The organism is Nitratireductor arenosus (genome assembly GCF_009742725.1).
In the GTDB taxonomy this organism is placed as follows: Bacteria; Pseudomonadota; Alphaproteobacteria; order Rhizobiales; family Rhizobiaceae; genus Mangrovimarina; species Mangrovimarina arenosa.
In genome coordinates this window covers 66,121-87,028 of record NZ_WPHG01000007.1, presented here as the reverse complement: position 1 = coordinate 87,028, position 20,908 = coordinate 66,121, and the positions used below count along the sequence as shown (strand labels likewise).

General features: G+C 69.7%; 22 protein-coding genes and 2 riboswitches. Of the genes, 9 read left to right on the top strand and 13 right to left on the bottom strand.

The window, feature by feature from the left end; genetic code table 11:
• The 5 genes from GN330_RS20885 to cbiE are packed head-to-tail and all read right to left on the bottom strand — an operon-like array spanning position 1 to position 4,502.
• Positions 1-1,317, bottom strand: coding sequence for a cobyrinic acid a,c-diamide synthase CobB (locus tag GN330_RS20885; RefSeq protein ID WP_156715192.1), 1,317 nt, complete (start codon positions 1,315-1,317; stop codon positions 1-3).
• The gene (gene cobA / locus GN330_RS20880) at positions 1,314-2,117 is read right to left on the bottom strand and encodes a uroporphyrinogen-III C-methyltransferase (RefSeq protein ID WP_156715190.1); all 804 of its coding nucleotides are present in this window, start codon (positions 2,115-2,117) and stop codon (positions 1,314-1,316) included. Before cobA ends, GN330_RS20885 begins: the two co-directional genes overlap by 4 nt.
• On the bottom strand, positions 2,114-2,878 hold the full coding sequence (gene cobM, locus GN330_RS20875) for a precorrin-4 C(11)-methyltransferase (RefSeq protein ID WP_156715188.1): 765 nt from the start codon (positions 2,876-2,878) through the stop codon (positions 2,114-2,116). Before cobM ends, cobA begins: the two co-directional genes overlap by 4 nt.
• On the bottom strand, positions 2,875-3,279 hold the full coding sequence (locus GN330_RS20870) for a cobalamin biosynthesis protein (RefSeq protein WP_156715186.1): 405 nt from the start codon (positions 3,277-3,279) through the stop codon (positions 2,875-2,877). Before GN330_RS20870 ends, cobM begins: the two co-directional genes overlap by 4 nt.
• Complete coding sequence (gene cbiE, locus GN330_RS20865) at positions 3,258-4,502, bottom strand: precorrin-6y C5,15-methyltransferase (decarboxylating) subunit CbiE (RefSeq protein WP_156715184.1); 1,245 nt, start codon at positions 4,500-4,502, stop codon at positions 3,258-3,260. The genes GN330_RS20870 and cbiE overlap by 22 nt, the downstream gene beginning before the upstream one ends.
• 1 nt (position 4,503) lies before the next feature.
• Here cbiE and GN330_RS20860 point away from each other — a divergent pair, with 1 nt between their 5' ends.
• Positions 4,504-5,283, top strand: a complete 780-nt coding sequence (locus GN330_RS20860) for a cobalt-precorrin-6A reductase (RefSeq protein ID WP_156715360.1) — start codon at positions 4,504-4,506, stop codon at positions 5,281-5,283.
• Here the strand turns inward: GN330_RS20860 and GN330_RS20855 are convergent.
• Genes GN330_RS20855 through GN330_RS20825 form a run of 7 tightly spaced genes read right to left on the bottom strand, consistent with a single transcriptional unit; the run spans position 5,232 to position 13,549 of the window.
• Positions 5,232-6,011: a precorrin-3B C(17)-methyltransferase gene (locus GN330_RS20855; protein WP_156715182.1), complete on the bottom strand. Its 780-nt coding sequence runs from the start codon at positions 6,009-6,011 to the stop codon at positions 5,232-5,234. The two genes, GN330_RS20860 and GN330_RS20855, sit on opposite strands and share 52 nt — an antisense overlap.
• Positions 6,008-6,745 carry a precorrin-2 C(20)-methyltransferase gene (locus tag GN330_RS20850; protein WP_343041009.1) on the bottom strand — a complete coding sequence of 246 codons (738 nt, stop codon included), beginning with the start codon at positions 6,743-6,745 and terminating at the stop codon, positions 6,008-6,010. The genes GN330_RS20855 and GN330_RS20850 overlap by 4 nt, the downstream gene beginning before the upstream one ends.
• Entirely contained in the window at positions 6,742-7,374 is a 633-nt protein-coding gene (locus tag GN330_RS20845) for a precorrin-8X methylmutase (protein ID WP_156715180.1), read from the bottom strand. Before GN330_RS20845 ends, GN330_RS20850 begins: the two co-directional genes overlap by 4 nt.
• Entirely contained in the window at positions 7,371-8,696 is a 1,326-nt protein-coding gene (gene cobG, locus GN330_RS20840) for a precorrin-3B synthase (protein WP_156715178.1), read from the bottom strand. Before cobG ends, GN330_RS20845 begins: the two co-directional genes overlap by 4 nt.
• Positions 8,693-12,040, bottom strand: coding sequence for a cobaltochelatase subunit CobN (gene cobN, locus GN330_RS20835; RefSeq protein WP_156715176.1), 3,348 nt, complete (start codon positions 12,038-12,040; stop codon positions 8,693-8,695). Before cobN ends, cobG begins: the two co-directional genes overlap by 4 nt.
• 19 nt (positions 12,041-12,059) lie before the next feature.
• Positions 12,060-13,097, bottom strand: coding sequence for a cobalamin biosynthesis protein CobW (gene cobW / locus GN330_RS20830; protein ID WP_156715174.1), 1,038 nt, complete (start codon positions 13,095-13,097; stop codon positions 12,060-12,062).
• Complete coding sequence (locus tag GN330_RS20825; RefSeq protein WP_156715172.1) at positions 13,094-13,549, bottom strand: DUF1636 family protein; 456 nt, start codon at positions 13,547-13,549, stop codon at positions 13,094-13,096. Before GN330_RS20825 ends, cobW begins: the two co-directional genes overlap by 4 nt.
• A gap of 38 nt (positions 13,550-13,587) precedes the next feature.
• Positions 13,588-13,788: riboswitch (cobalamin riboswitch) on the bottom strand.
• Positions 13,789-13,893: 105 nt separating this feature from the next.
• Here GN330_RS20825 and GN330_RS20820 point away from each other — a divergent pair.
• The 6 genes from GN330_RS20820 to GN330_RS20795 all read left to right on the top strand — a co-directional run bounded on the left by GN330_RS20820 (position 13,894) and on the right by GN330_RS20795 (position 18,335).
• Positions 13,894-14,487: a LysE family translocator gene (locus GN330_RS20820; protein ID WP_197435260.1), complete on the top strand. Its 594-nt coding sequence runs from the start codon at positions 13,894-13,896 to the stop codon at positions 14,485-14,487.
• 85 nt (positions 14,488-14,572) lie between these two features.
• Positions 14,573-14,774, top strand: a riboswitch (cobalamin riboswitch).
• A 36-nt stretch (positions 14,775-14,810) separates the two neighbouring features.
• The gene (locus GN330_RS20815; RefSeq protein ID WP_156715168.1) at positions 14,811-14,990 is read left to right on the top strand and encodes a CbtB domain-containing protein; all 180 of its coding nucleotides are present in this window, start codon (positions 14,811-14,813) and stop codon (positions 14,988-14,990) included.
• A 13-nt stretch (positions 14,991-15,003) separates the two neighbouring features.
• Positions 15,004-15,717 carry a CbtA family protein gene (locus GN330_RS20810; protein WP_156715166.1) on the top strand — a complete coding sequence of 238 codons (714 nt, stop codon included), beginning with the start codon at positions 15,004-15,006 and terminating at the stop codon, positions 15,715-15,717.
• Positions 15,710-16,225, top strand: a complete 516-nt coding sequence (gene cobU, locus GN330_RS20805) for a bifunctional adenosylcobinamide kinase/adenosylcobinamide-phosphate guanylyltransferase (protein WP_197435259.1) — start codon at positions 15,710-15,712, stop codon at positions 16,223-16,225. Before GN330_RS20810 ends, cobU begins: the two co-directional genes overlap by 8 nt.
• On the top strand, positions 16,226-16,840 hold the full coding sequence (gene cobO / locus GN330_RS20800; RefSeq protein WP_156715162.1) for a cob(I)yrinic acid a,c-diamide adenosyltransferase: 615 nt from the start codon (positions 16,226-16,228) through the stop codon (positions 16,838-16,840).
• 34 nt (positions 16,841-16,874) lie between these two features.
• Positions 16,875-18,335: a cobyric acid synthase gene (locus tag GN330_RS20795; RefSeq protein ID WP_156715160.1), complete on the top strand. Its 1,461-nt coding sequence runs from the start codon at positions 16,875-16,877 to the stop codon at positions 18,333-18,335.
• Here GN330_RS20795 and cbiB read toward each other — a convergent pair.
• Complete coding sequence (cbiB, locus tag GN330_RS20790) at positions 18,319-19,296, bottom strand: adenosylcobinamide-phosphate synthase CbiB (RefSeq protein ID WP_156715158.1); 978 nt, start codon at positions 19,294-19,296, stop codon at positions 18,319-18,321. The genes GN330_RS20795 and cbiB overlap by 17 nt on opposite strands.
• Here cbiB and cobD point away from each other — a divergent pair.
• Together cobD and GN330_RS20780 are read left to right on the top strand one after the other, a co-directional pair.
• The gene (gene cobD / locus GN330_RS20785; RefSeq protein WP_156715156.1) at positions 19,295-20,359 is read left to right on the top strand and encodes a threonine-phosphate decarboxylase CobD; all 1,065 of its coding nucleotides are present in this window, start codon (positions 19,295-19,297) and stop codon (positions 20,357-20,359) included. The genes cbiB and cobD overlap by 2 nt on opposite strands.
• Positions 20,356-20,865 (top strand): tyrosine phosphatase family protein, encoded by a 510-nt coding sequence (locus tag GN330_RS20780; RefSeq protein WP_156715153.1) that lies wholly within the window; start codon positions 20,356-20,358, stop codon positions 20,863-20,865. Before cobD ends, GN330_RS20780 begins: the two co-directional genes overlap by 4 nt.
• The last annotated feature ends 43 nt before the right edge of the window (positions 20,866-20,908 follow it).

The window sequence follows — 20,908 nt, the reverse complement described above, 5'->3', positions numbered from 1 at the left end:
TCAGGCCCTCGCGATCGCGTGGAAGAATGTGCCGGTCACGGTGCCCCGCCGCGCGCCGGAGGGGCCGAGCGGATTGCCGGCGCCGTCGGCGATGTCGGCCAGCGCCTCGTCCGCGCCCGCCTGTGTGACGCGTGCGTAATGAAATTCGTGGCCGCGCACCGTGTCGCCAGCCCGTCCGATGGCGCAGTCGCAACGCAGCCGCGCCTGGCGGTAGCCGAGATTGATCTTGCGCTTGGCGAAGCTGGTCTCGTGACCGAGCAGGCCGAGCATGGCGTGGCCGACGCCGTCGGCATCCTCGATCGCCCGCCCGAGCACCATGAAGCCGCCGCACTCGCCATGGACGGGCCTGGACGTGGCGAAGGCGCGCATCCCGTCCCTGAAACGGCTGGCCGCGGCAAGTTGGGCGGCGTGCAACTCCGGATAGCCCCCGGGTAGCCAGCACGCATCGGCGGTTTCGTCCGGCGCCTCGTCGGCGAGCGGCGAAAACGGCAGGATGTCGATCCCGGCGGCGTGCCAGGCAGCCAGCACATGCGGGTAGACGAACGAAAACGCCGCGTCGCGGGCAATCGCGACCCGCTGTCCGGGCGGCGGCAGGATCGCTGTGGCGTCGCCCGCGGAAGCGGGCGCGAGCGGGCCTGCGAGATCCATGACCCGGTCGAGATCGATCGATTTTTCCATCGTGTCGGCCAGCCGCTCGATGAAGGCGTCGATGGCCGCGTGCTCGCTTGCCTGCACCAGGCCGAGATGGCGTTCCGGCAACGCCATTTCGGGATTGCGATAGATGACGCCGACCACCTCGATGCCGATATCCTCCAGCGCCTCGCGCACATAGGTTTCGTGCCGGGGACTGGCGACCTGGTTGAGGATCACGCCGGCGATGCGGACCTGCGGGTCGTGGCTGGCAAATCCGCGCGCGATGGCTGCAGCCGTTTGCGACTGGCCGGACACGTCGAGAACCAGAAGCACCGGCACGCCGTAGCGCCGCGCCAGGTCCGACGCGGCACCCGTGCAGCCGGGCTCGGCGCGGATGCCGTCGAAAAGCCCCATCGCGCTTTCCACGATCACCAGATCGCTGTCATGCGCGGCCGCTCCCGTCAGCGCGTCGAGCAGGGCGGGCGGCATCGCCCAACTGTCGAGATTGACGCCGGGCCGGCCGGTGGCGGCCGCGTGGAAGCCGGGATCGATATAGTCCGGTCCGGATTTGGCGCCTCTGACGGCGATGCCGCGCCGACTGAGGGCGCGCAGCAGGCCGATGGTCACGCTGGTCTTGCCGGAGCCCGAGCGCGCGGCGCCGATCATCAAGGCGCGCGCGCTCATGCGCTTTTGACCAGTTTGACGAATTGGCCGAGTTCGGCGCGCATCGACACGATCTCGCCGACCACGATCAGCGCCGGCGAAGCGACGCCGGAAGCCGCCGCTTCGCGTGCGATTGCGGCCAATGTCGACACCAGCACGGTTTCGCCCTCGGTCGTGGCGGCCGCGATCACCGCCGCCGGCGTCGTCGCCGCCAAGCCTCCCGATATGAGTGCCGCGGCGATCGTCTCGACCCGTTTCAGTCCCATATAGACCACGATCGGCTGGCCGGTGCGGGCGAGCGCCGCCCAGTCGAGATCCTCCGGTTCGCCGGCGGCGTGGCCGGTTGCCAGGATGATCGCCTTGTTCATGCCGCGCATGGTGGCGGGAATGCCCGCGCTCGCCAGCGCGCCGAAGGCGGATGTGACGCCCGGCAGGATGCGGAACTGGATTCCGGCCCGGGCGAGCGCCATTGCCTCCTCGCCGCCGCGTCCGAATACGTAGGGGTCGCCGCCCTTCAGCCGCAGGACGCGCCTGCCGCGGCCGGCGAGCGCGATCAACAGCGCTGTGATGTCGTCCTGTGGCGTCGACGGTTTGCCGCCGCGCTTGCCGACGAAATGCAGATCGGCACCGTCGGCCGCCTTGAGGATCGAGGGATCGACGAGCGCGTCGTAGACGATCGCGTCGGCCTGGGCGAGCGCGGAAACCACGTCGAGGGTAAGCTGGCCGGCATTGCCCGGGCCCGCCCCGGCAAGCCAGACCTGGCCGGCCTTGAACTCGACGATTTCGGGCGCCAGCCGCCCGATCGCCTTCTCGATACTCATATCGCCTCCCGTCCCCTGAAACGGCGCTGATAGGCCGCGTCGTATAGCGCGCTCTCACGGAAATCCTCGGCCGCCAGGCCGGGGCCGACAAAGATGATCGCCGTGCGTTCGATCGGGTCGTCGGCGACCTGGCGTGCGATTGTAGCGAGCGTGCCGCGAACGATACGTTGTTGCGGCCAGCTCGCATGCGCCACAACGGCCACCGGACAGTCGGGCCCGTAGAGCGGGGTCAGTTCCGCCACCACCTGGTCGAGCGCATGGATGGCGAGATGGACGGCCAGCGTGGCGCCGCTCGCGCCGAAGACCGGCAAGCTCTCGCCCGGCGGCATCTTGGAAGCCCGGCCCGAGACGCGCGTCAGCACCAGGCTCTGCGCGACCTCGGGGATGGTCAGCTCGCGCCCAAGCGCCGCGGCGGCGGCCGAAAAAGCCGGCACGCCGGGGGTGAGCGTATAGGCAATGCCTCGCTTGTCGAGCCGCCGCATCTGCTCGGCGATGGCGCTCCACACCGACAGATCGCCCGAATGCAGCCGCGCGACGTCCTGGCCCTTGGCATGCGCGTCGACGAAGGCGGCCTCGATCTCGTCGAGCGACAAGGGTGCGGTGTCGCGCACAAGCGCGTCCGGCGGACAATGCTCCAGAAGGGCGCCCGGCACGATCGAGCCGGCGTAAAGACAGACCGGACAGCGCGCGATCAGGTCGCGGCCGCGCACCGTGATCAGGTCGGCCGCGCCGGGGCCGGCGCCGATGAAGTGCACCGTCATGGCTGGCCTCCTGCTTGCGCGACGGCGCAGGTCACCGCGCCGAAAATCGTGCGCGGCGCGAGCAGTTTCGCGCCGGGGCCCGCGGCCGCCAGCGCTGCCGCCTCGGCTAGCGAGGACGACCCGCTGGTTTTGCGCGAGGCGGCCGAGCGCGTCACCAGTGCCGGTTCTACGGCGGCGAGCGCCGGCCCGTCCACCAGAACGACCGTCCGTTCGATCCGCGCGCCGGCTTCGCCGATGGCGCGTTCGTGGCGTTTCATTGTCCCGGTCGCAAGCATGTCCGGAAGTTTGCCGGACAATCCGGCTTCCGCCATGCCGGCCGTAAGTCCGGCCAGAATGTCTTCCGCCGTCACGCCGCGCCGGCAGCCCAGACCCGCCACGATCATGGCTTGCCCCATGTCCATTGCACGATCGGCATGGCCGGCCGCCAGGCCGTCATCGTGCCGATCGCTCCGGCGCGTTCCACCGATAGCCTGGTCAGCGGGCCGCCGTGGCTCGCGCGCAAAGCCAACAGTCGGGCTTCCATCTCCAGGGTCACCGCGTTTGCAACCAGGCGTCCGCCCGGTTTCAGCGCCTTCATTACCGTTTCCATCACGCCCGGCCGCGTGCCGCCGCCGCCGATGAAGATCGCATCGGGTGGTTCCAGGCCGGCAAGCGCGTCCGGTGCTGCGCCCTCCACCACCGTAAGTGCCGGCACACCGCAGCGCAGCGCATTGTGGCGGATGGTTTCGGCGCGCGCGGGGTCGGCTTCTATCGCGATCGCGCGCATGGCCGGATCGGCCAGCATCCATTCGATCGCCACCGAGCCGGACCCCGCGCCGACATCCCACAACAACTGCCCGCGCAGCGGGGCGAGCGCCGACAGGGTCAGCGCGCGGATCTCGCGTTTGGTGATCTGGCCGTCATGCACGAACAGCGCGTCGTCGAGGCCGGCGGCGCGCGGCAAAAGCCTGGCATTGGCGTCGGCGACGGGTTCGATGGCGACTAGGTTGAGCGGGTTGATCGTCCCCGGCAGGGCCGCGTCGGCGCTGAGCGTCGTGATCCTTTCCGCCGAACCGCCGAGCGCTTCCAGCACGGTCATCCGCGATCCGCAAAACCCGTCGGCGCGCAGCAATTCGGCGATTTTCTCGGGGCCGGTTTCGTCCGAGGTCAGCGCCATGACGCGCCGGCCCGGCTGCAGCAGCGGGCGCAGATATTCGACCGGGCGGCCGTGCAGCGACACCGTGTCGACGTCCTGGAGCGCCCAGCCCAGCCGCGCCGCCGCCAGGCTGAAGGCCGAGGGCGCCGGCAGCACGGTCATCTCGCCGGCCGGCAGATGGCGCGCCAGCGTCGCGCCGACGCCGTGACAGAACGGATCGCCCGAGGCGAGCACGCAGACCTCTTGGCCGCGCAACGCGCAGACCGCCGTCATTGCCGCATCGAACGGCGACGGCCAGGGGTGGGCGACGCCGGTAATTCGGTCTGCGGCGAGCTTCAGGTGTCGTTGGCCGCCGAAGACATGCGCGGCCTTCGCGATCGCCCGCAGAGCCTGCGGCGAGAGCCCGTCGAGCCCGTCCTCGCCGATGCCGACGATCGTCAGCCAGCGTTTTTCGGTTGAGCTTGTCGGGCGCGGATCGCTAGATGGCATGATGCAACACCATATCCTGATCCTCGGCGGAACGGGCGAGGCCCGAAACCTGGCCGCGCGGCTCGAGGGCCAATGCCGGCTCACCCTGTCGCTCGCAGGTCGGACCAGGAACCCGGCCGAACAGCCCGTGCCGGTGCGGGTCGGCGGTTTCGGCGGCGCGGCCGGGCTTGAGGCGTGGCTGCGCCGCGAAGGCGTGACCGTGCTGGTCGACGCGACCCACCCCTTTGCCGCGCGCATCACCGCTAATGCCGCCGCGGCCGCGCGCGCCGCCGGTGTTCCCCTGATCGCGCTTTGCAGGCCTGCCTGGCAGCGGCAACAGGGCGATCGCTGGCACGAGGTCGGCACGGTCGCCGAGGCGGTTGCTGCGCTCGGCACCGCGCCGCGCCGCGTCTTCGTCGCGTTCGGACGCCAGGAACTGACACCGCTTCTGTCCGCGCCGCAGCATTTTTATCTCGTGCGCAGCGTCGACCCGGTCGAGCCGCCGCTGGCGCTGCCCTCGATCGCATATCTGCTCGCCCGTGGTCCGTTCGCCAAGGACGGGGAAGAAACGCTGTTCCGACGCTATGGCATCGATGCCGTGCTTGCCAAGAATAGCGGCGGTGACGCCACCTACGCCAAGCTTGCCGCCGCCCGCGCGCTCGGCATCGAGGTCGTGCTGGTGCGCCGGCCACCTTCTCCTGAAGGCGGCATCATCGTCGCGACCGTGGACGAGGCGGTGCGGGCGCTCACTCATGTCGTGCCCGCCCTTTCCGCCAGTGCCCCGGCCGAGCGCGGTGCGTAGACCAGGGGCGGCCGGCCGGGCCGGTCGATCAGCCGCGTTTCGGCCGATCCGACGATCACGCAGGTCGCCATGTCGGCTTTGGCCGGGTCGGCCTCGCCGAGCGGCATCACGGTGATGTTTTCGTCGGCGCGTCCGGCTGCGCGTCCGAACACCACCGGCACCGTTCCCGGCAGATGTGTCCGCAAAAGCGCGAAGGCGCGGCCGAGCTGCCAGGGCCGGGCGCGGCTGATCGGGTTATAGAGCGCGATCACGAAGCCGGCGTCGGCAGCGGCCGCGAGCCGGCGTTCCACCAGCGTCCAGGGTTTCAAATTGTCTGATAGGGACATCGCGCAGAAATCGTGACCGAGCGGCGCGCCGGCCCGGGCCGCGACCGCCAGCATGGCGGTGACGCCGGGCACAACGGTGAGATCGATCGCGCGGTAGCGCGCCGGGCCGGCTTCGACCGCCTCGCAGATCGCCGCCGCCATGGCGAAGACGCCGGGGTCGCCGCCCGAAACGACCGCGACGACTGCACCGCCGGCCGCCATGTCGAGGGCCGCGCGCGCCCGCGCCAGCTCCTCGCGATTGTCGGAGGCGTGGCGTTGCTGGTTCGGCCGCAGCGACAGCCGGTCGAGATAGGGTCCGTAGCCGAAAAAATGCCCGGCTTCGGCGATCGCCGCGCTTGCTTCCGGGGTGGTCTGGGCCGGGTTGCCGGGTCCGGTGCCGATCACGAACAGCCTGCCGGTCATGCGCGCCCCCGCCAACCCGGTATCAGCACGATGGAAAAATACGGCGCCTGGTCGTCGTCCTTGTCGGCAAGCCGTATGGCATGGCCGTTTTCCATCGTCGCGCGCTCGACGTAAAACGCATCGCCAAGCCGGCCGGTATTTTCCAGCGCGCGGCGGATCTTGGGCAGATTGCGCCCGACTTTCATGATGACGGCGGCGTCGGTGTCTGAGAGCCGGCGCGCCAACTCGGCCTCGGCCATTGTGCCGGGCAGCACCGTCAGCACGTCGTCGCCCTGCGAGATCGGCAACCCGGTCTGCGACCAGGCGCCGGACATCGCGGTGACGCCGGGGATGATGTCGGTCCGGTAGCGTCCGGCCAGCCGCACATGCAGATGCATGTACGAGCCATAAAAGAGCGGGTCGCCCTCCGACAGCACCGCCACGGTCTGGCCGGCGTCGAGCCGTTCGGCGACGCTGGCGGCGGCCTGTTCGTAAAACCCGTCGATCGCGCAGCGATAGGCGGCCTCGCTTTTGTCGATCTCGGTCGTGACCGGATAAAGCAGCGCCAGTTCGGCGACATCCGGCGGCAGCAAATCGGCCACGATGCGGCGCGCATTGGAATTGTTGCCGCGCTTGGCGAAATGCGCGACCACGTCGGCGTTTTCGAGCGCGCGCACGGCCTTGACCGTCAACAGTTCGGGATCGCCGGGGCCGGTGCCGACGCCGATCAGGCGGCCAGGGCTGGGGGAAGTCACAGGCCCGCCCTCGCAAGCGCGTTGACGCAGGCCGCCGTCATCGCGCTGCCGCCCAGCCGGCCGCGCACGATCGCATAGGGAATGTCGAGCGTGTTCGCCGCCAGCGCGTCCTTGGATTCGGCCGCCCCGACGAAGCCGACCGGCATGCCGATGATGGCGGCCGGTTTCGGCGCACCGCCCGCGATCATGTCGAGCAGGTGAAACAACGCCGTTGGCGCATTGCCGATCGCCACCAGCGCGCCGTCGAGCCGGTCGCGCCACAGCTCCAGCGCAGCCGCCGAGCGCGTATTGCCGATCTGCCTTGCAAGGTCGGGGGTGCGTGCGTCGCGAAGCGTGCACATCACGGCATTGTCGGCCGGCAGCCGTGCCCGCGTCACCCCGTGCGCCACCATTTCCGCGTCGCACAGGACAGGCGCCCCGGCCACCAGCGCGGCCCGCGCGGCGTCGACAAAACCCGGCGCGAAGGCGAAATGCGTGGCCGCCTCGACCAGCCCGCAGGCGTGGATCATGCGCACCGCGACGTCGGCCTCGGCATCGGAAAACCGGGCCAGGTCGGCTTCCTCGCGAATGATCGCGAAGGAGCGTTCGTAGATCGCGTTGCCGTCGCGGATATAGTCGGTCGTGGTCATGTCGGGTCCCGGCGAAGCCAAGTGGTAAGCGTGGAGGCGTCCTGGCGGGCCAGGAAGGCGGCAGCTGTTTCGTCCGTCTTCCTGTGGCGCTTGAAGGCTGCCGTCAAGCGTGCGAATGCGCCGGCTTCTTCTCCGGCCGCGACCTCGCCGCAGGTTTCGTGTGTGTCGGCCGTGTCGGTGGTCAGCGTGCGGGTCGCGTCGCCGCCGAGCAGCGTCCAGCCGGGCCGCGCCGGCTGCGCGCAGCGCTTGGCGCAACCCGAAAGATGCAGCCGAAGCGAGCCGTCGAACAGGCCGGCCGCCGCCTTGGTGATCGCAGCTGCGGTCTCGCGGGTCCGGTAACGGCCGGCAGCGCAGGCCGGCTGGCCGGCGCAGGCGACGACCGACAGGCGCGGATCGTCGGCATCGACAACGAAGCCGGACTTTGCGCTGATCTGACGCAAGGTTGAAACGTCGGTGCCGGCCTTCGCCAGCAACAAAAGTCCGCGCCCCGGCGCGAAGCGGATTTCGGCAATGCCGGCGCGCCCGGCCGTGTTCGCAAGCTCGGCGAGAGGGCCCGCATGGACCTGGCCGAAGGATAGCGCGATGCCGAGCGCTGTGCGATCGCCTTTCAGCGCAAACCGGCCGACCGGCAGGGCAGGGGCATCGGCGTCGGGGGCTGCGGCGATGGCAAGGCCGCGCAGCGAGCCTGCCAGCTCGTCGGGCGCAAGATCGCGCCCGCGCGCAGCGCCTCCCTTGGCGGCGATCGCCTCAAGCAGCGTCACGATCGCGGCGTGCGCGGTCTCGCCCGTCACGACGCCGATCACCCGCGCGCGCGCCGCCGTACCGCCGACCGCAAGCCGCCAGGAGTTCGCATCCAGCGCCGTCAGGCGCAGATCGGCGATCAGGTCGCCGAGCGTCAGCGCGCCGCCGCCATCGACGATCACCGAAATTTTCGGTGCCAGTTTCGGCGCCAGGCCGGAGGCGGCGATGCCGGCGCGGATCTTTTCTGCCAGCGGGCGCGGATCGGCGGTTTCGCTCGGGTCGAGGCCGGCGAGCGGTCCGGTTTCGACAGGCACGCCGCTGCGCACGGTGATGCCGAGCCGGTCGACGGCGTCGGCAAGATCGCCGGCCGAACCGTGGCTGAGCCCGCGGATCTGCAGGCTGCCGCGCGCCGTGACCTCCATCATCGCGTTGCCGAAGCGCGCCGCGGCCTCGGCGAGGCCGGCAAGCTGGGCCGGGCTCACCCCGCCCTGCAAGGGCTGCAGCCGAACAAGCAGCCCGTCGCCGGTTTCCATCGGCGCGCTCAGGGACGGGCAGGCGCCGCGCCGCGGGGAAGCGTTCATGCTGCCTGCTCCCCGGCGCGCGCTTCCGCGATCAGGATGGCGAGGTCGTCGTCGATGGCGTTGCGGCGCGGATGCCACAGGCCGCGCCGGCGCGCGTCGGCAAAGCGCTGGGCGATAGCGCGCGCGGCGGCTGGGTTTTCCCTGAGAAGAAAGGCGCGCACCCGCGCGTCGCCGAGATAGGCCTCGTGCACGGCCTCGATCAGGCTGCCCGGTATCGCCGCCGTGGTCTCGGCAAAACCGACCAGGCGATCGACCGTCTCGGCGAATTCGGCTGCCCCGCGCGGGCCGTGGCGCATCTGGCCGGCGATGAAGCGCGGATTGACCGCACGCGCCCGCACCACGCGCGTCACCGCTTCCGCCACCGACCGGGCGCGCGGCCTGGCCGGATCGGTCGTATCGAGCGCGATCAGATCGGCCTTGTTGCCGAGCGCGGCCGCGGCGGCCGCGAAACCGCCGATGAAGGCGACGTCGGCCGAGCCCTCGAGAATGTCGCGGCCCGGATCGTCGCCGGTATGGATCAGCAGCGCGGCGTCGGCCACGCGTTCGGCGAAGGCGCCGGGCGCCGCCATGGCCTCGCCATCGGCGCCGCCGAACGCATGCGAGGTCGCGTTCAGAAACGCCTGCCCGATCTCGGCACGCTCGGCCCAGGCACCGCCGGCAAGCAGGCCTTCGATGCCCGCGCCATAGGCGCCGGGCGAGGAGCCGAAAATCCGTTGCGGCCGGGCGCCGCCGCGGCTTGCCTCGGCGAGCGGATTGTCGCCGGTCGCCTCCTCGCGCGCGGCCACCGCGGCGACGGCGGTATCGAGCAACGCGATCTGGGTCGCGAACATGTCGCGGAACAGGCCGGAAATACGGAAGGTGACGTCGACGCGCGGCCGCCCCAGGCGCGCCGGCGGCAAGACCTCGATGCCGGTCACCCGGCCTGTGGCGGCGTCCCATTGCGGCCGGCAGCCCATCAGCGCCAGCCCTTGCGCGATCTCCTCGCCGCCGGTGCGCAGGCTGGCGCTGCCCCACAAATCGATCACCAGCGAGCGCGGCCAATCACCGTGATCCTGCAAGTAGCGCCGCAGCACTTCCTCGCTGGCCAGCCGGCCGAGTTCGAAGGCGGTCGGCGTCGGCATGGTGCGCGGATCGGCGGTGTAGAGATTGCGGCCGGTCGGCAGCACGTCCGTGCGGCCCCGCGCCGGCGCGCCGGCAGGGCCGGCCGCGACATGGCGCCCGTCGAGGGCTGCGATCAGCGCGTCGCGTTCGGCATCGGCGCTGGCATGGCGGATCGGTTCGTCGTCGATTGCGGCCGCGCGGCCATAGATGTGCAGACCGTCCTTGACGGCGAAATCCTTCAGGTCGCACAGCCAGGCGTCGATCTTCATCAGCGCGGCGTCGGGATCGTCGGCGTCTGCGACCCCGGCCTCCGGGGCAAGACCGTTTTGCGCCGCCTTCTCCACGATCAGCCCGGCCAGACGGTCGCGTCGGCGCCGGTCGAGCCCGTCGGCCTGGGCGTATTCGTCGACCAGGCGCTCCAGTTCCTGCTGCTCGGGCGACAGGCCGGCACCGGTCAAAGGCGGCGGCAGGTGGCCGATGGTCACGGCCGCGATGCGTCTCTTGGCCTGCGCGGCCTCGCCCGGATTGGAAACGATGAAGGGATAGATCACCGGCAGGCCGCCGGTCACGATCTCGGGAAAGCAGGCGTTTGACAACGCCACGGTCTTGCCGGGCAGCCATTCGAGCGTGCCGTGCGCGCCGACATGGACAAGTGCGTGGCACCCTTGCCGCTCCCGCAGCCACAGCCCGAAGGCAAGCAGGGCGTGGCGCGGCGGCAGGGCCGGGTCGTGATAGTCGACGCGGCGGTCCTCGGCGCGTCCGCGATCGGGGGCGAGCGCCACCGTGACATTGCCGAACGTCGCGGCGCGAAAGCCGAAATCCTCCGATCCGTCGGCGGGCGAGGGTCCCCACGCCGCCTCCACGGCCGCACGCGCGGCCTCGGGCAGGGCTTCGAAATGGCGCGCATAGGTTTCGGCCGAAACGGCCTCTTCGCCGCGTTCGATCAGCCGCAGCAGATCGCGCGGCGTTTCCGGAATGTTTTTAACGTCATAGCCGACAGCCTTAAGGTCGGCGAGCATGGTCAGGACGCTGCCCGGCACGTCGAGGCCGACGGCGTAGCCGGTGCGCCCGGCCGCGCCCGGGTAATCGGGCATCAGAATGGCGATGCGGCGTTTTGCGCGCGGCGTCGCCTGGAGCCTCAGACAGGTCGCGATTCGGTCCGCGACACCCGCCACCCGGTCGGGCTCGGGCCTGTTGACCTGGCCGCGATAGGCGAGCGCATCCTCGCTCTCGACCGTGTCCTTGAAGGAGATCGCCCCGGCGAGGATGCGCCCGTCGAGTTCGGGCAGGACAACATGCATGGCAAGGTCGGCCGGAGCCAGGCCGCGCGCGCCGCTCTGCCAGGCCTCGCGCCGCGTCGTGGCGATAACCGCCTGGAAAACCGGCACGCCGAGCGTGTCGAACAGCGTTTCGGCGCCGGGCTCCGCACCGCTGGCAAAGGCGGTCGTGGTGACGATGGCGCGCGCCGCCTGCTTCCGTGTCGTATCGAGGACGAAGGCGCGGACCGCCGGATCCTTCAGACTCGACACGAACAGCGGCAGGGCAAACATCCCGCGCGCGGCCATCGCCTCGGAAAGCCGGTCGATCGGCGCGACGTCCTCGGCAAGCAGCATCGAACGATAAAACAGCAGCGGCACCGTCGCCGCGCCGGCCGGCCGCGCGGCCAGCGCGGTCGCGGCATCGACCGCGCCGCGGCCGGGACAATAAAACCCCGCCTTGGGCAGCGGTGTTGCCGGTTCCGCGTCGATGTCGTGGCCTGCGTGCACGGCCATCCGGCGCAGCAGCGCGCGCATGTTCGCCGTCCCGCCCTCGCGGAAATAGGCGAGCAGGCCGGCCTGTTCCTCGGGCCCGACCGTCGACAGCGCGGCGAGCCGCTCGTCGGTTTCGCGGCATTCGCCGGGCAGCAGCGCCAGCGCGATGCCCTTTTGACGCGCGATCTCTGCCAGCCGGTCGCAGCCGTAGCGCCACCAGTCATAGCCGCCCAGAATCCGCACCAGGATCACCTTCGCCTGGGCGGCGACGCTGTCGAGCCACAGATCGACCGACATCGGATGGCGCAGTTCGCGCAGGCTGGCGAGCCTCAGCGACGGCACCGCCTCGCTTTCGGCGCGCCAGGCGGCGGCCAGCGCGGAAAGATCGCTGTCGGTGAACGACAACGCCACCATGTCGGCCGGCGCCTGGCGCAGGTCGACCGGCTCGATCAGATCGTCGAGCGTCGCGGAACTGGTGGCGAGGATGTGCATCGCGCTGCGGTTCGTCCTCCTATGCCGCCAGGGTCTTTTCGATCGCGTCGCGGTCCAGGCCTTTCAGCCCGATCACCACAAGCCGCGTGCCTTTGGTCTCGTCCGGCGCCCAGGCGCGGTCGTAATAATGCGACACGCGCGGCCCCACCGCCTGAACGAGCAGGCGCATCGGCTTGCCCTCGACATGGGCAAAACCCTTGAGCCTCAGCACGCCGGCATTTTCCGCCGCCGCCGTCACCCGGCGCGCGAGTGCATCGGGGTCGGAAATCGCGGGCAGCTCGATCACATGCGTGTCGAAATCGTCGTGCTCGTGGTCGAGCATGCCGTCGTGATGCGTGCGCCGGTTCTCGATATCGTCCTCGACGGCGAGCCCCAGCCCGAGCAGCACCGACGGATCGACCTTGCCGTTGGCGGCCGGCACGATCTTGACGGCGCGGGCAAGGTGGCGCTCCACCGCCGCGCGGGCGCGGCCGGCCTGGTCTTCATCAAGCAGGTCGCTCTTCGACAGGATGACGAGGTCGGCGCAGGCGACCTGGTCCTCGAACACTTCCTCGACCGGGTCGTCGTGGTCGAGCGTTTCGTCGGCCGCGCGCTGGGCGGCGAGCGCGTCCATGTCGGCGGCGACCCGGCCGTCGGCGAGCGCCGGCCCGTCGACCACCGCCACCACGCCGTCGACGGTGACCCGCCCCTTGATCGCCGGCCACTGGAATGCCTGCACCAGCGGCTTGGGCAAGGCCAGGCCGGAGGTCTCGATCAGAATATGGTCGACCTTCGGCTCGCGCGCCAGGATTTGGTCGAGCGCCGGCACGAAATCGTCGGCGACCGTGCAGCAGATGCAGCCATTGGCCAGTTCGAACACATTTTCTTCCGGGCAGTTCTCGATGCCGCAACTCTTCAGGATCTCGCCGTCGATGCCGACATCGCCGAACTCGTTGACGATGATGGCGATGCGCCGGCCGTTGGCGTTCTCGATCAGGTTGCGGATCAGCGTCGTCTTGCCCGCCCCGAGGAAACCGGTGACGACGGTGCAGGGGACGCGGTCGGCGGAAGCAGTCATGATGGATCCTTTTGGGTTGCGGCAAGGGCAATGGCGGTTGCGGGCGGCAGTCTGGAAACCAGCCCGCGCTTGAGACATTCGGGTCGTCCGCGCCAGGGCATGAGACCGTTTTCGGACGTCTGGAAGAGCTTGGCTCCGGCCACCAGGTCGGCGCCGTTTTCGACCGCGAGGTCGCCGAACACGTAGCTCCAGGCGCCCTCGCACAACAGCGCCGCGCTCAGACGGCGCTTGCAATTGCCCAGGCATTCGATCTCAACGATCCGGATGCCGGCATCCTCGTTGGCCGCGCGGGCGGCCTCGGCAAGAAGATGTCCCGGACGCGGCCGGTCGTCGGCGCCGTCCGCGCCGCGGCACGAGCTGCACACAAGGATCGTGGCGGCAGCAGGCGTTGGCGCGTCTGCTGTCGCAGCCGGGTCCGTCGCGGACGAGTCAGTCCTGTCGTCGAAGGTCAATCGTCGAACTCCTTGCCCGGGTCACCCGCCGGGCGGTCAGGATTGCTGTTGCGACGGCAGGTCTCCTGGCTTGCGGGTCGCCGCACCGCGCCGCCTTCCCGGACAAATCCAGTGGCAATCGACGCGAAGCTCGCCGCTCACAGTTGCGGGGACAGCCGCGGAATTGAAGCCGGTCGCTTCGCACCGCGTTCCCTCTTAGCCCTTCCGCGTGGAAGGGAACCGTCAGGCCGGCATTTAGGCCGCGAGCGACAGGGCTGTCAATGCAACGCCTGCATGGCTGCTTGCCGGCACGGCGCGGCTGTAGGACCCTGCCGATCCCGCCTGGATCGCAACGGACGCACACTATGGAAGACTTGATCGGGTTTCTCGTCGCCGGCTTGGTGCTGACCGGCAGTCCGGGTCCCAATACGCTCAGCCTCGCGGCGGCGGGAGCGGCGTTCGGTGCCCGGCGCGGCCTCGGCTACATGACGGGCCTTCTCGTCGGCATGGTGCTTGTCATGGCGCTGACAGCGAGCGGCATGATCGCCATCGTGCTGGCCGTGCCCGCGCTCGGGCCCGTGGTGACGGCCGCCGCCGCTGCCTATTTCATCTATCTCGCCTGGCGCATCGCCACCGCCCCGCCGCTGTCGACGGCGCGGCAGACGGCGCGCGCGCCCTCGCTCGGCGACGGGATCGTGCTTTCGCTGCTCAACCCCAAGGCCTACGCCGCGATGGCGGCGATGTTTTCCGGCTTCGTTCTGTTTGGGGGCTCTTCCATCGTCGACGCGTTCATCAAGGCGGGACTGCTGCTCGTCATCCTTGCTCTGGTCAACACGGCATGGCTCGCCGGCGGCGCGCTCATGACCCGGTTTCTGCGCCGGCCTAGGCTTAATCGTGTCATCAACATTGCTTTCGCCGCGATGCTGATCCTGTCGGTCGCGCTCGCGCTCCGCATGTGAACACCTGGCACGCCGACGCCGATTCCAGGCTGTCATGTCGGCATCGGGACAGCGAAGCGGGAGAATTGAGGTTTGCGCCCGTTTCGAATTGCGTTATGACTGCGGCTGTCGATGGTTCCCGAGAGAACAAGGGAATGCGGTGCGGGCCTCGTGCCCAAATCCGCGGCTGCCCCCGCAACTGTAGGCGGCAAGCTCCACCCCAAAGGCCACTGAAGCGCTGCTTCGGGAAGGCGGGCAGGGAGCGTCGAGCCGCAAGCCAGGAAACCTGCCGTCGTCGTGAACGCAATGCCAAGGCCCTCGGGTGGAGGGCGAAAGGACAGGACATGAATTCGAACACCACGACCTTGGGCGCTTCCGCCTCGACCCGATCCCGCGCCATGCCGTTGGCGATGGCCGGGCTGCTCGGACTTTTCGTTGTCGCGGTTTCGGGCTTCGCCCCGATGGAGGCGGTCCACAACGCCGCCCACGACTATCGTCACTCCATGGCCTTTCCCTGCCACTAACGGGTGATCCGACATGTCCGATCTTCGTAACGTCGTGTTCGTCGCGGCGCTCGCCGGGCTGTTGGCCGGGCTCGTGCTGACGGCCATGCAGGTCTACGCGACCGTGCCGCTGATTCTCCAGGCCGAGACTTTCGAGAGCGCCGGCGGCGGCCATCATGGCGACGCCGCCGCCGCCGAAGAGGCAGGCGCGGAAGCCTGGGCGCCCGCCGACGGGATGGAACGCAATCTTTACACCGCGCTTGCTGCAATCGTCACCGGCATCGGTTTCGGGCTTCTGCTGGTCGCTGCATCTGAATTCGCCGGCGGCATTGCCGGTTGGCGTCAGGGTCTCGTCTGGGGTTTTGCCGGTTTCGGCGTCTTCACCCTGGCTCCAGGCCTCGGCCTGCCGCCCGAATTGCCGGCCATGCCGGCGGCCGACCTCGTGGCGCGGCAGGTCTGGTGGATCGCCACCATCGCCGCGACCGCGGCCGGCCTGGCGCTGATCGCGTTTCGCGCCTCGGCTTTGTGGGCGGTGGTCGGGGTGGCGCTGATCGTTGCGCCGCATCTGGTCGGCGCGCCGCAACCGGTCAGTCACGAATCGCCGGTTCCGGCCGATCTGCATCATCGTTTTGTCGTTGTCGTCACCGTCACCAACCTCGTCTTCTGGCTGGTACTGGGCGCGGCGGTCGGCGCCCTGCGGCCGCGCTTTTTCGGTCGCGCCGACAATGCGCGGACGCGCTTTGCCTGACAAAGGGCGGCTGATCCTGGTGCTTGGCGGTGCGCGTTCCGGCAAGAGCGCGCACGCGGAAAAACGCATCGAGGCGCAGCCGCCACCCTGGGCCTACCTGGCGACCGCGCAGGCATTCGATGCCGAAATGAGCGAGCGCATCGCCATACACCGGGCCCGGCGCGACCGGCGCTGGTCGACGCACGATGCGCCGCTCGATCTGGTCGGGGCGTTGGCCACGCCGGAGGCCGGCGGGCCGGTTCTGGTCGACTGCCTGACCTTGTGGTTGTCGAACCAGATGCTGGCCGGCCGGGACGTGGAGGCCGAGACCGCCCGTCTGGTCGCCGCCCTTGCCGCCCCGCGCGGTCTTTGGGTCGCGGTCGCCAACGAGGTCGGTCTCGGTATCGTGCCGGACAATGCGCTCGCCCGCCGTTTTCGCGACGCGGCCGGGCGCCTCAACCAGGCGGTCGCCGCCGTGGCCGACGAGGTTCTCTTCATGGTCGCCGGGCTGCCGATGCGGGTGAAATAGATGAAACAAGTCAGCGAAACCGAGGCCGCGCGCCATCGCGCCAAGATGGAAAAGCGTAAGGCCGTCCAGGATGCCGAAGTGGCGTCGAAAAAGATCGAAAAGGGCCTGCTGATCGTCAACACCGGCCCGGGCAAGGGCAAGTCGACGGCGGCTTTCGGACTGGCGCTGCGTATGCTCGGCCACGGCCGCAAGGTCGGCGTCGTCCAGTTCGTCAAGGGCGCCTGGCACACCGGTGAGAAGGACGCGCTTTCGACCTTCGGCGACAAAGTGGAATGGTACGCCATGGGCGAGGGCTTCACCTGGGAGACCCAGGACCTGAAGCGCGACGTGGCCGCCGCCGAGGCCGCCTGGGCCAAGGCCGAGGCGCTGATGGCCGATCCCGAAATCGGCCTCGTCATTCTCGACGAGCTCAACATCGCCTTGCGCTACGACTATCTCGACCTTGAAAAGGTCGTGGAGACGCTGCAGGCCCGCCGCGACGACCTGCATGTCGTCGTCACCGGCCGCAACGCCAAGCCCGCTTTGACGGAGGCCGCCGACCTCGTCACCGAGATGGGCCAGGTCAAGCACCATTTCGCCGCCGGCGTGAAGGCGCAAAAGGGCATCGAGTTCTAGCAATGCCTGTCCGCCCGGCCCGGACCACGCCATCATGACGGCCCGCGCGCTGATGTTCCAGGGCACCGGCTCCGATGTCGGCAAGACGCTGGTCGTGGCCGGCCTGGCGCGTGCTTTGACGAAGCGCGGCCTGCGTGTGCGTCCGTTCAAGCCGCAGAACATGTCGAACAACGCCGCCGTCACCGCCGACGGCGGCGAGATCGGCCGCGCCCAGGCCTTGCAGGCCCGCGCTGCCGGCGTGGCGCCGAGCGTACACATGAACCCGGTGCTTTTGAAGCCGCAGGGCGAGACGGGTGCACAGATCGTCGTCCAGGGCCGGGTCCGGGGCACCGCGCGCGCGGCCGACTATCAGGGCGTCAAGCCCAGTCTGCTGCCGGCCGTGCTCGACAGTTTCGCCCGTCTGAAGCAGGAGGCCGACATCGTCCTGGTCGAGGGCGCCGGCAGCGCCTCCGAAACCAATCTACGCGCCAACGACATCGCCAATTTCGGCTTCGCGCGCGCCGCCGACGTGCCGGTGGTGGTGATCGGCGATATCGACCGGGGCGGCGTCATCGCCAGCCTGGTCGGCACCAAAGCGGTGATCGATCCGGCCGACGCCGCGCTGGTCGTCGGGTTCCTCGTCAACCGTTTTCGCGGCGATCCGGCCCTGTTCGTCGACGGCATCAACGAGATCGCCAGGCGCACTGGCTGGACCGCCTTTGGGCTCTTGCCGCATTTTGTCGATGCGAACCGCCTGCCGGCCGAGGACGCGCTGGCGCTGACCGGCAAGGACCGGCGCGGCCGCGCCACAGGGCAGGTGAAGATCGCGGTGCCGATCCTGCCGCATATTTCCAATTTCGACGATCTCGACCCGCTCGAGGCCGAACCCGACGTGGCGTTGACACGGTTGTGGCCGGGCATGCCGCTTCCCGGCGATACCGACCTCGTGCTGCTGGTCGGTTCCAAGGCCACGATCGCCGATCTGGCCGCCCTGCGCGCGGCCGGCTTCGATGTCGATATCGCCGCGCATCGTCGGCGCGGCGGTTTCGTGCTCGGCCTGTGCGGCGGCTACCAGATGCTCGGCCGCACCATTGACGATCCCGACGGCGTCGAAGGACCGGCCGGACGGGTCGAAGGCCTCGGCCTGCTTGACGTCGACACCCGCCTGACCGGCGAAAAATCCCTGGTCGAGGTGCATGGCGACACCGCCGACGGTGTCTCCTTTCACGGCTACGAAATGCATATCGGCGTCACCGTCGGACCCGATGCCGCGCGGCCGTTCGCCACCATCGCCGGCCGGGCCGACGGTGCGACCGCGCCGGACGGCCGCGTTGCCGGTACTTATGTGCACGGCCTGTTCGCCGACGATCGCCAGCGCGCGGCCTGGTTGGAGCGTCTCGGGGGCGCCGCCTCCGGGCTTGATTACGAGGGCGGCGTCGAGGCCGCGCTTGACGGTCTGGCCGACCATATGGAGGCCCATCTCGACATTGACGGGCTGATCACCAATGCCCGCTGACAAGGACGGCGAGCGCGCCGGTCGACACAATCAACAGCCCGTCCGCCCACCGGTAAAGGGTAAGTGCACGGCGAATATCGCTCGCGTCGGCACTTCGGCGGCCGCCTTGACCCATCACCGCGTCGTCCACCACAACCCCGTCATAGGTGCGCGGCCCGGCAAGCGCCAGGCCGAGCGCGCCGGCCATCGCCGCCTCCGGCCAGCCGGCATTGGGCGAACGGTGATTTTTGGCGTCGCGCCGGACGGCCCGCCAGGCGTCTCGGCCCGACATGTTCGGAAGAATGGCCGCCGCGGCCACCAGCGCGAGCGCGGTCAGCCGGGAGGCCGGCAGATTGATCAGATCGTCGAAGCGGGCCGCGGCGCGGCCGAAGGCTTCGTGGCGCGGTGTGCGATGGCCGATCATCGAATCGGCCGTGTTGACCGCCTTATAGATCGCGATCCCCGGCAGGCCGGCAAGCGCGAGCCAGAAAACCGGCGCGGTGACGCCGTCGGAGAAGTTTTCCGCCAGGCTCTCGATCGCCGCGCGGCTCACCCCGGCCCTGTCGAGCGTGTCGGGATCGCGCCCGACAATCTGCGACACCGCCGCCCGTCCGGCGTCAAGACCGCTGCTTTCCAGCGCGCTGGCGACGATCGCGACATGATCGTCGAGGCTTTTTTGCGCGATCAGCGTTGCCGCCAGGCAGGCAGCGAGCGCGAGGGCTATGGAAGCGGGCAGGGTCATAAGCAGCGCCTGCAGGCCCAGCCCGGCGCCGCCGGCGAGCGCTGCAATCGTCACCAGCGCAGCCAAACCGGCTTGTCGACGACGCGCCGTGCTGTCCGTCTTCCGGTTCCAGCGCCGGTCGAGACGCTCGATCAGCGCGCCGATCCAGGTCACCGGATGACCGATCGCCGTAAACAGGCGGTCGGGATAGCCGGTGGCGCGCTCGACAAGCAGCGACAGAAAGGCGATGGACAAGAACATGGCGTTGCAACGGGCTGAAAAAACCGCGGTTTCCGATCATGGCGGCAGCCTCGACGCGGCAAGGGCGCTGTTTGCCGACGCGCCGCAGCCGTGGGTCGACCTGTCGACCGGCATCAACCCGCACGCCTATCCGCTTTTCGACCTGCCGGCCACCGCTTTTTCGCGCCTGCCCGAGCCGGGCCGGATCGCCGAACTGGCGGCGGTCGCCGCCGGCGCCTATCGCGCCGGGCCAGATGTCGCCGTCGTACCGGCGCCCGGAACCCAGGCCTTGCTGCCGCTGGTAATGCGGCAGGTCCCTGCCGGCCGCGCCCGGGTGCTCGGACCGACTTATGCCGAACATGCGCGTTGCGCGCGCCTTGCCGGCCACGCGGTCGAGGAGGTGTCGTCCGTCGACGCGTTGTTTGACGCCGACCTCGCCGTCATCGTCAATCCGAACAATCCGGACGGCCGCTCTGTTGCGCGCAAAACCCTGCTCGCGCTTGCCGGCCATATGCGCGCCAAAGGCGGGCTGCTGGTCGTCGACGAGGCGTTCATGGATGTCGGGCCCGCCGAGCATAGTCTCGCCGGTGGCTGCGGGGCAGGCGGGGTCGTCGTCCTGCGCTCGTTCGGGAAATTCTTCGGCCTTGCCGGTATCAGGCTCGGCTTCGCGCTCGGCGCGCCGGACCTGACGGCCGGATTGGCCGCCACGCTTGGGCCCTGGGCGGTCTCCGGTCCGGCGCTCGAGATCGGCCTGCGAGCGCTGGAAGACGGGGCCTGGCAGACGCGGATGCGCGCCCGGTTGCGGGCCGAGCGCGCGCGTCTCGATGCATTGCTTGCCGCAGCCGGGATCGAGCCTAGCGGCGGAACACCGCTTTTTGCCTTCGTGCGCTATCCGGCCGCGCCGGACCTGTTTGCTTGGCTGGGCGCTGCGGGCATATTCACGCGCCGGTTCGAAGGCCGGCCGGAGTGTCTGCGGATCGGCCTGCCCGGCGACGACGCCTGGCCGAGGCTCGAGGCCGCGCTTGCAGCCTGGTCCGCGCGAAACCAGCCTGCCGATCCGGCCAAAGAGGCGGAGAAACGATGATCTGGGTCTGTCCACTCTCGCGGCTCGACGATACGATCGTCACGACCGGTGCGCGCCGGCTTTTGACGCTGCTCAAACACGGCACCCCGTTCGACCGGCCGGCGCCGATCGCCGCCGATCAGCACCTTTTGCTGTCGATGCACGACATTGTCGAGGAGGCGCCCGACATGGTGGCGCCGGCCAGCGCGCATGTTGAAAGCCTGATCGAATTCGGCCGGGGCTGGGATCGCGCCGCGCCACTTGTGATCAACTGCTTCGCCGGCATTTCGCGCTCCACCGCCTCCGCCTACATCATCGCCGCCGCATTGGCGCCTACGCGCGGCGAAGCCGAACTCGCCCGCACATTGCGCCGGCTTTCGCCCTCCGCGACCCCAAATATCCGGCTGGTCGCGCTGGCCGACGACCTTCTGGGGCGCGACGGGCGCATGGTCGAGGCGGTGCGCTCGATCGGTCGCGGCGCCGATGCCTTCGAGGGCACGCCGTTCGGCCTTTCGGTCGATATCTGACCCGAGCCCGATCGCGGCGTGCCGGGACACAAAAAAGCCGGCA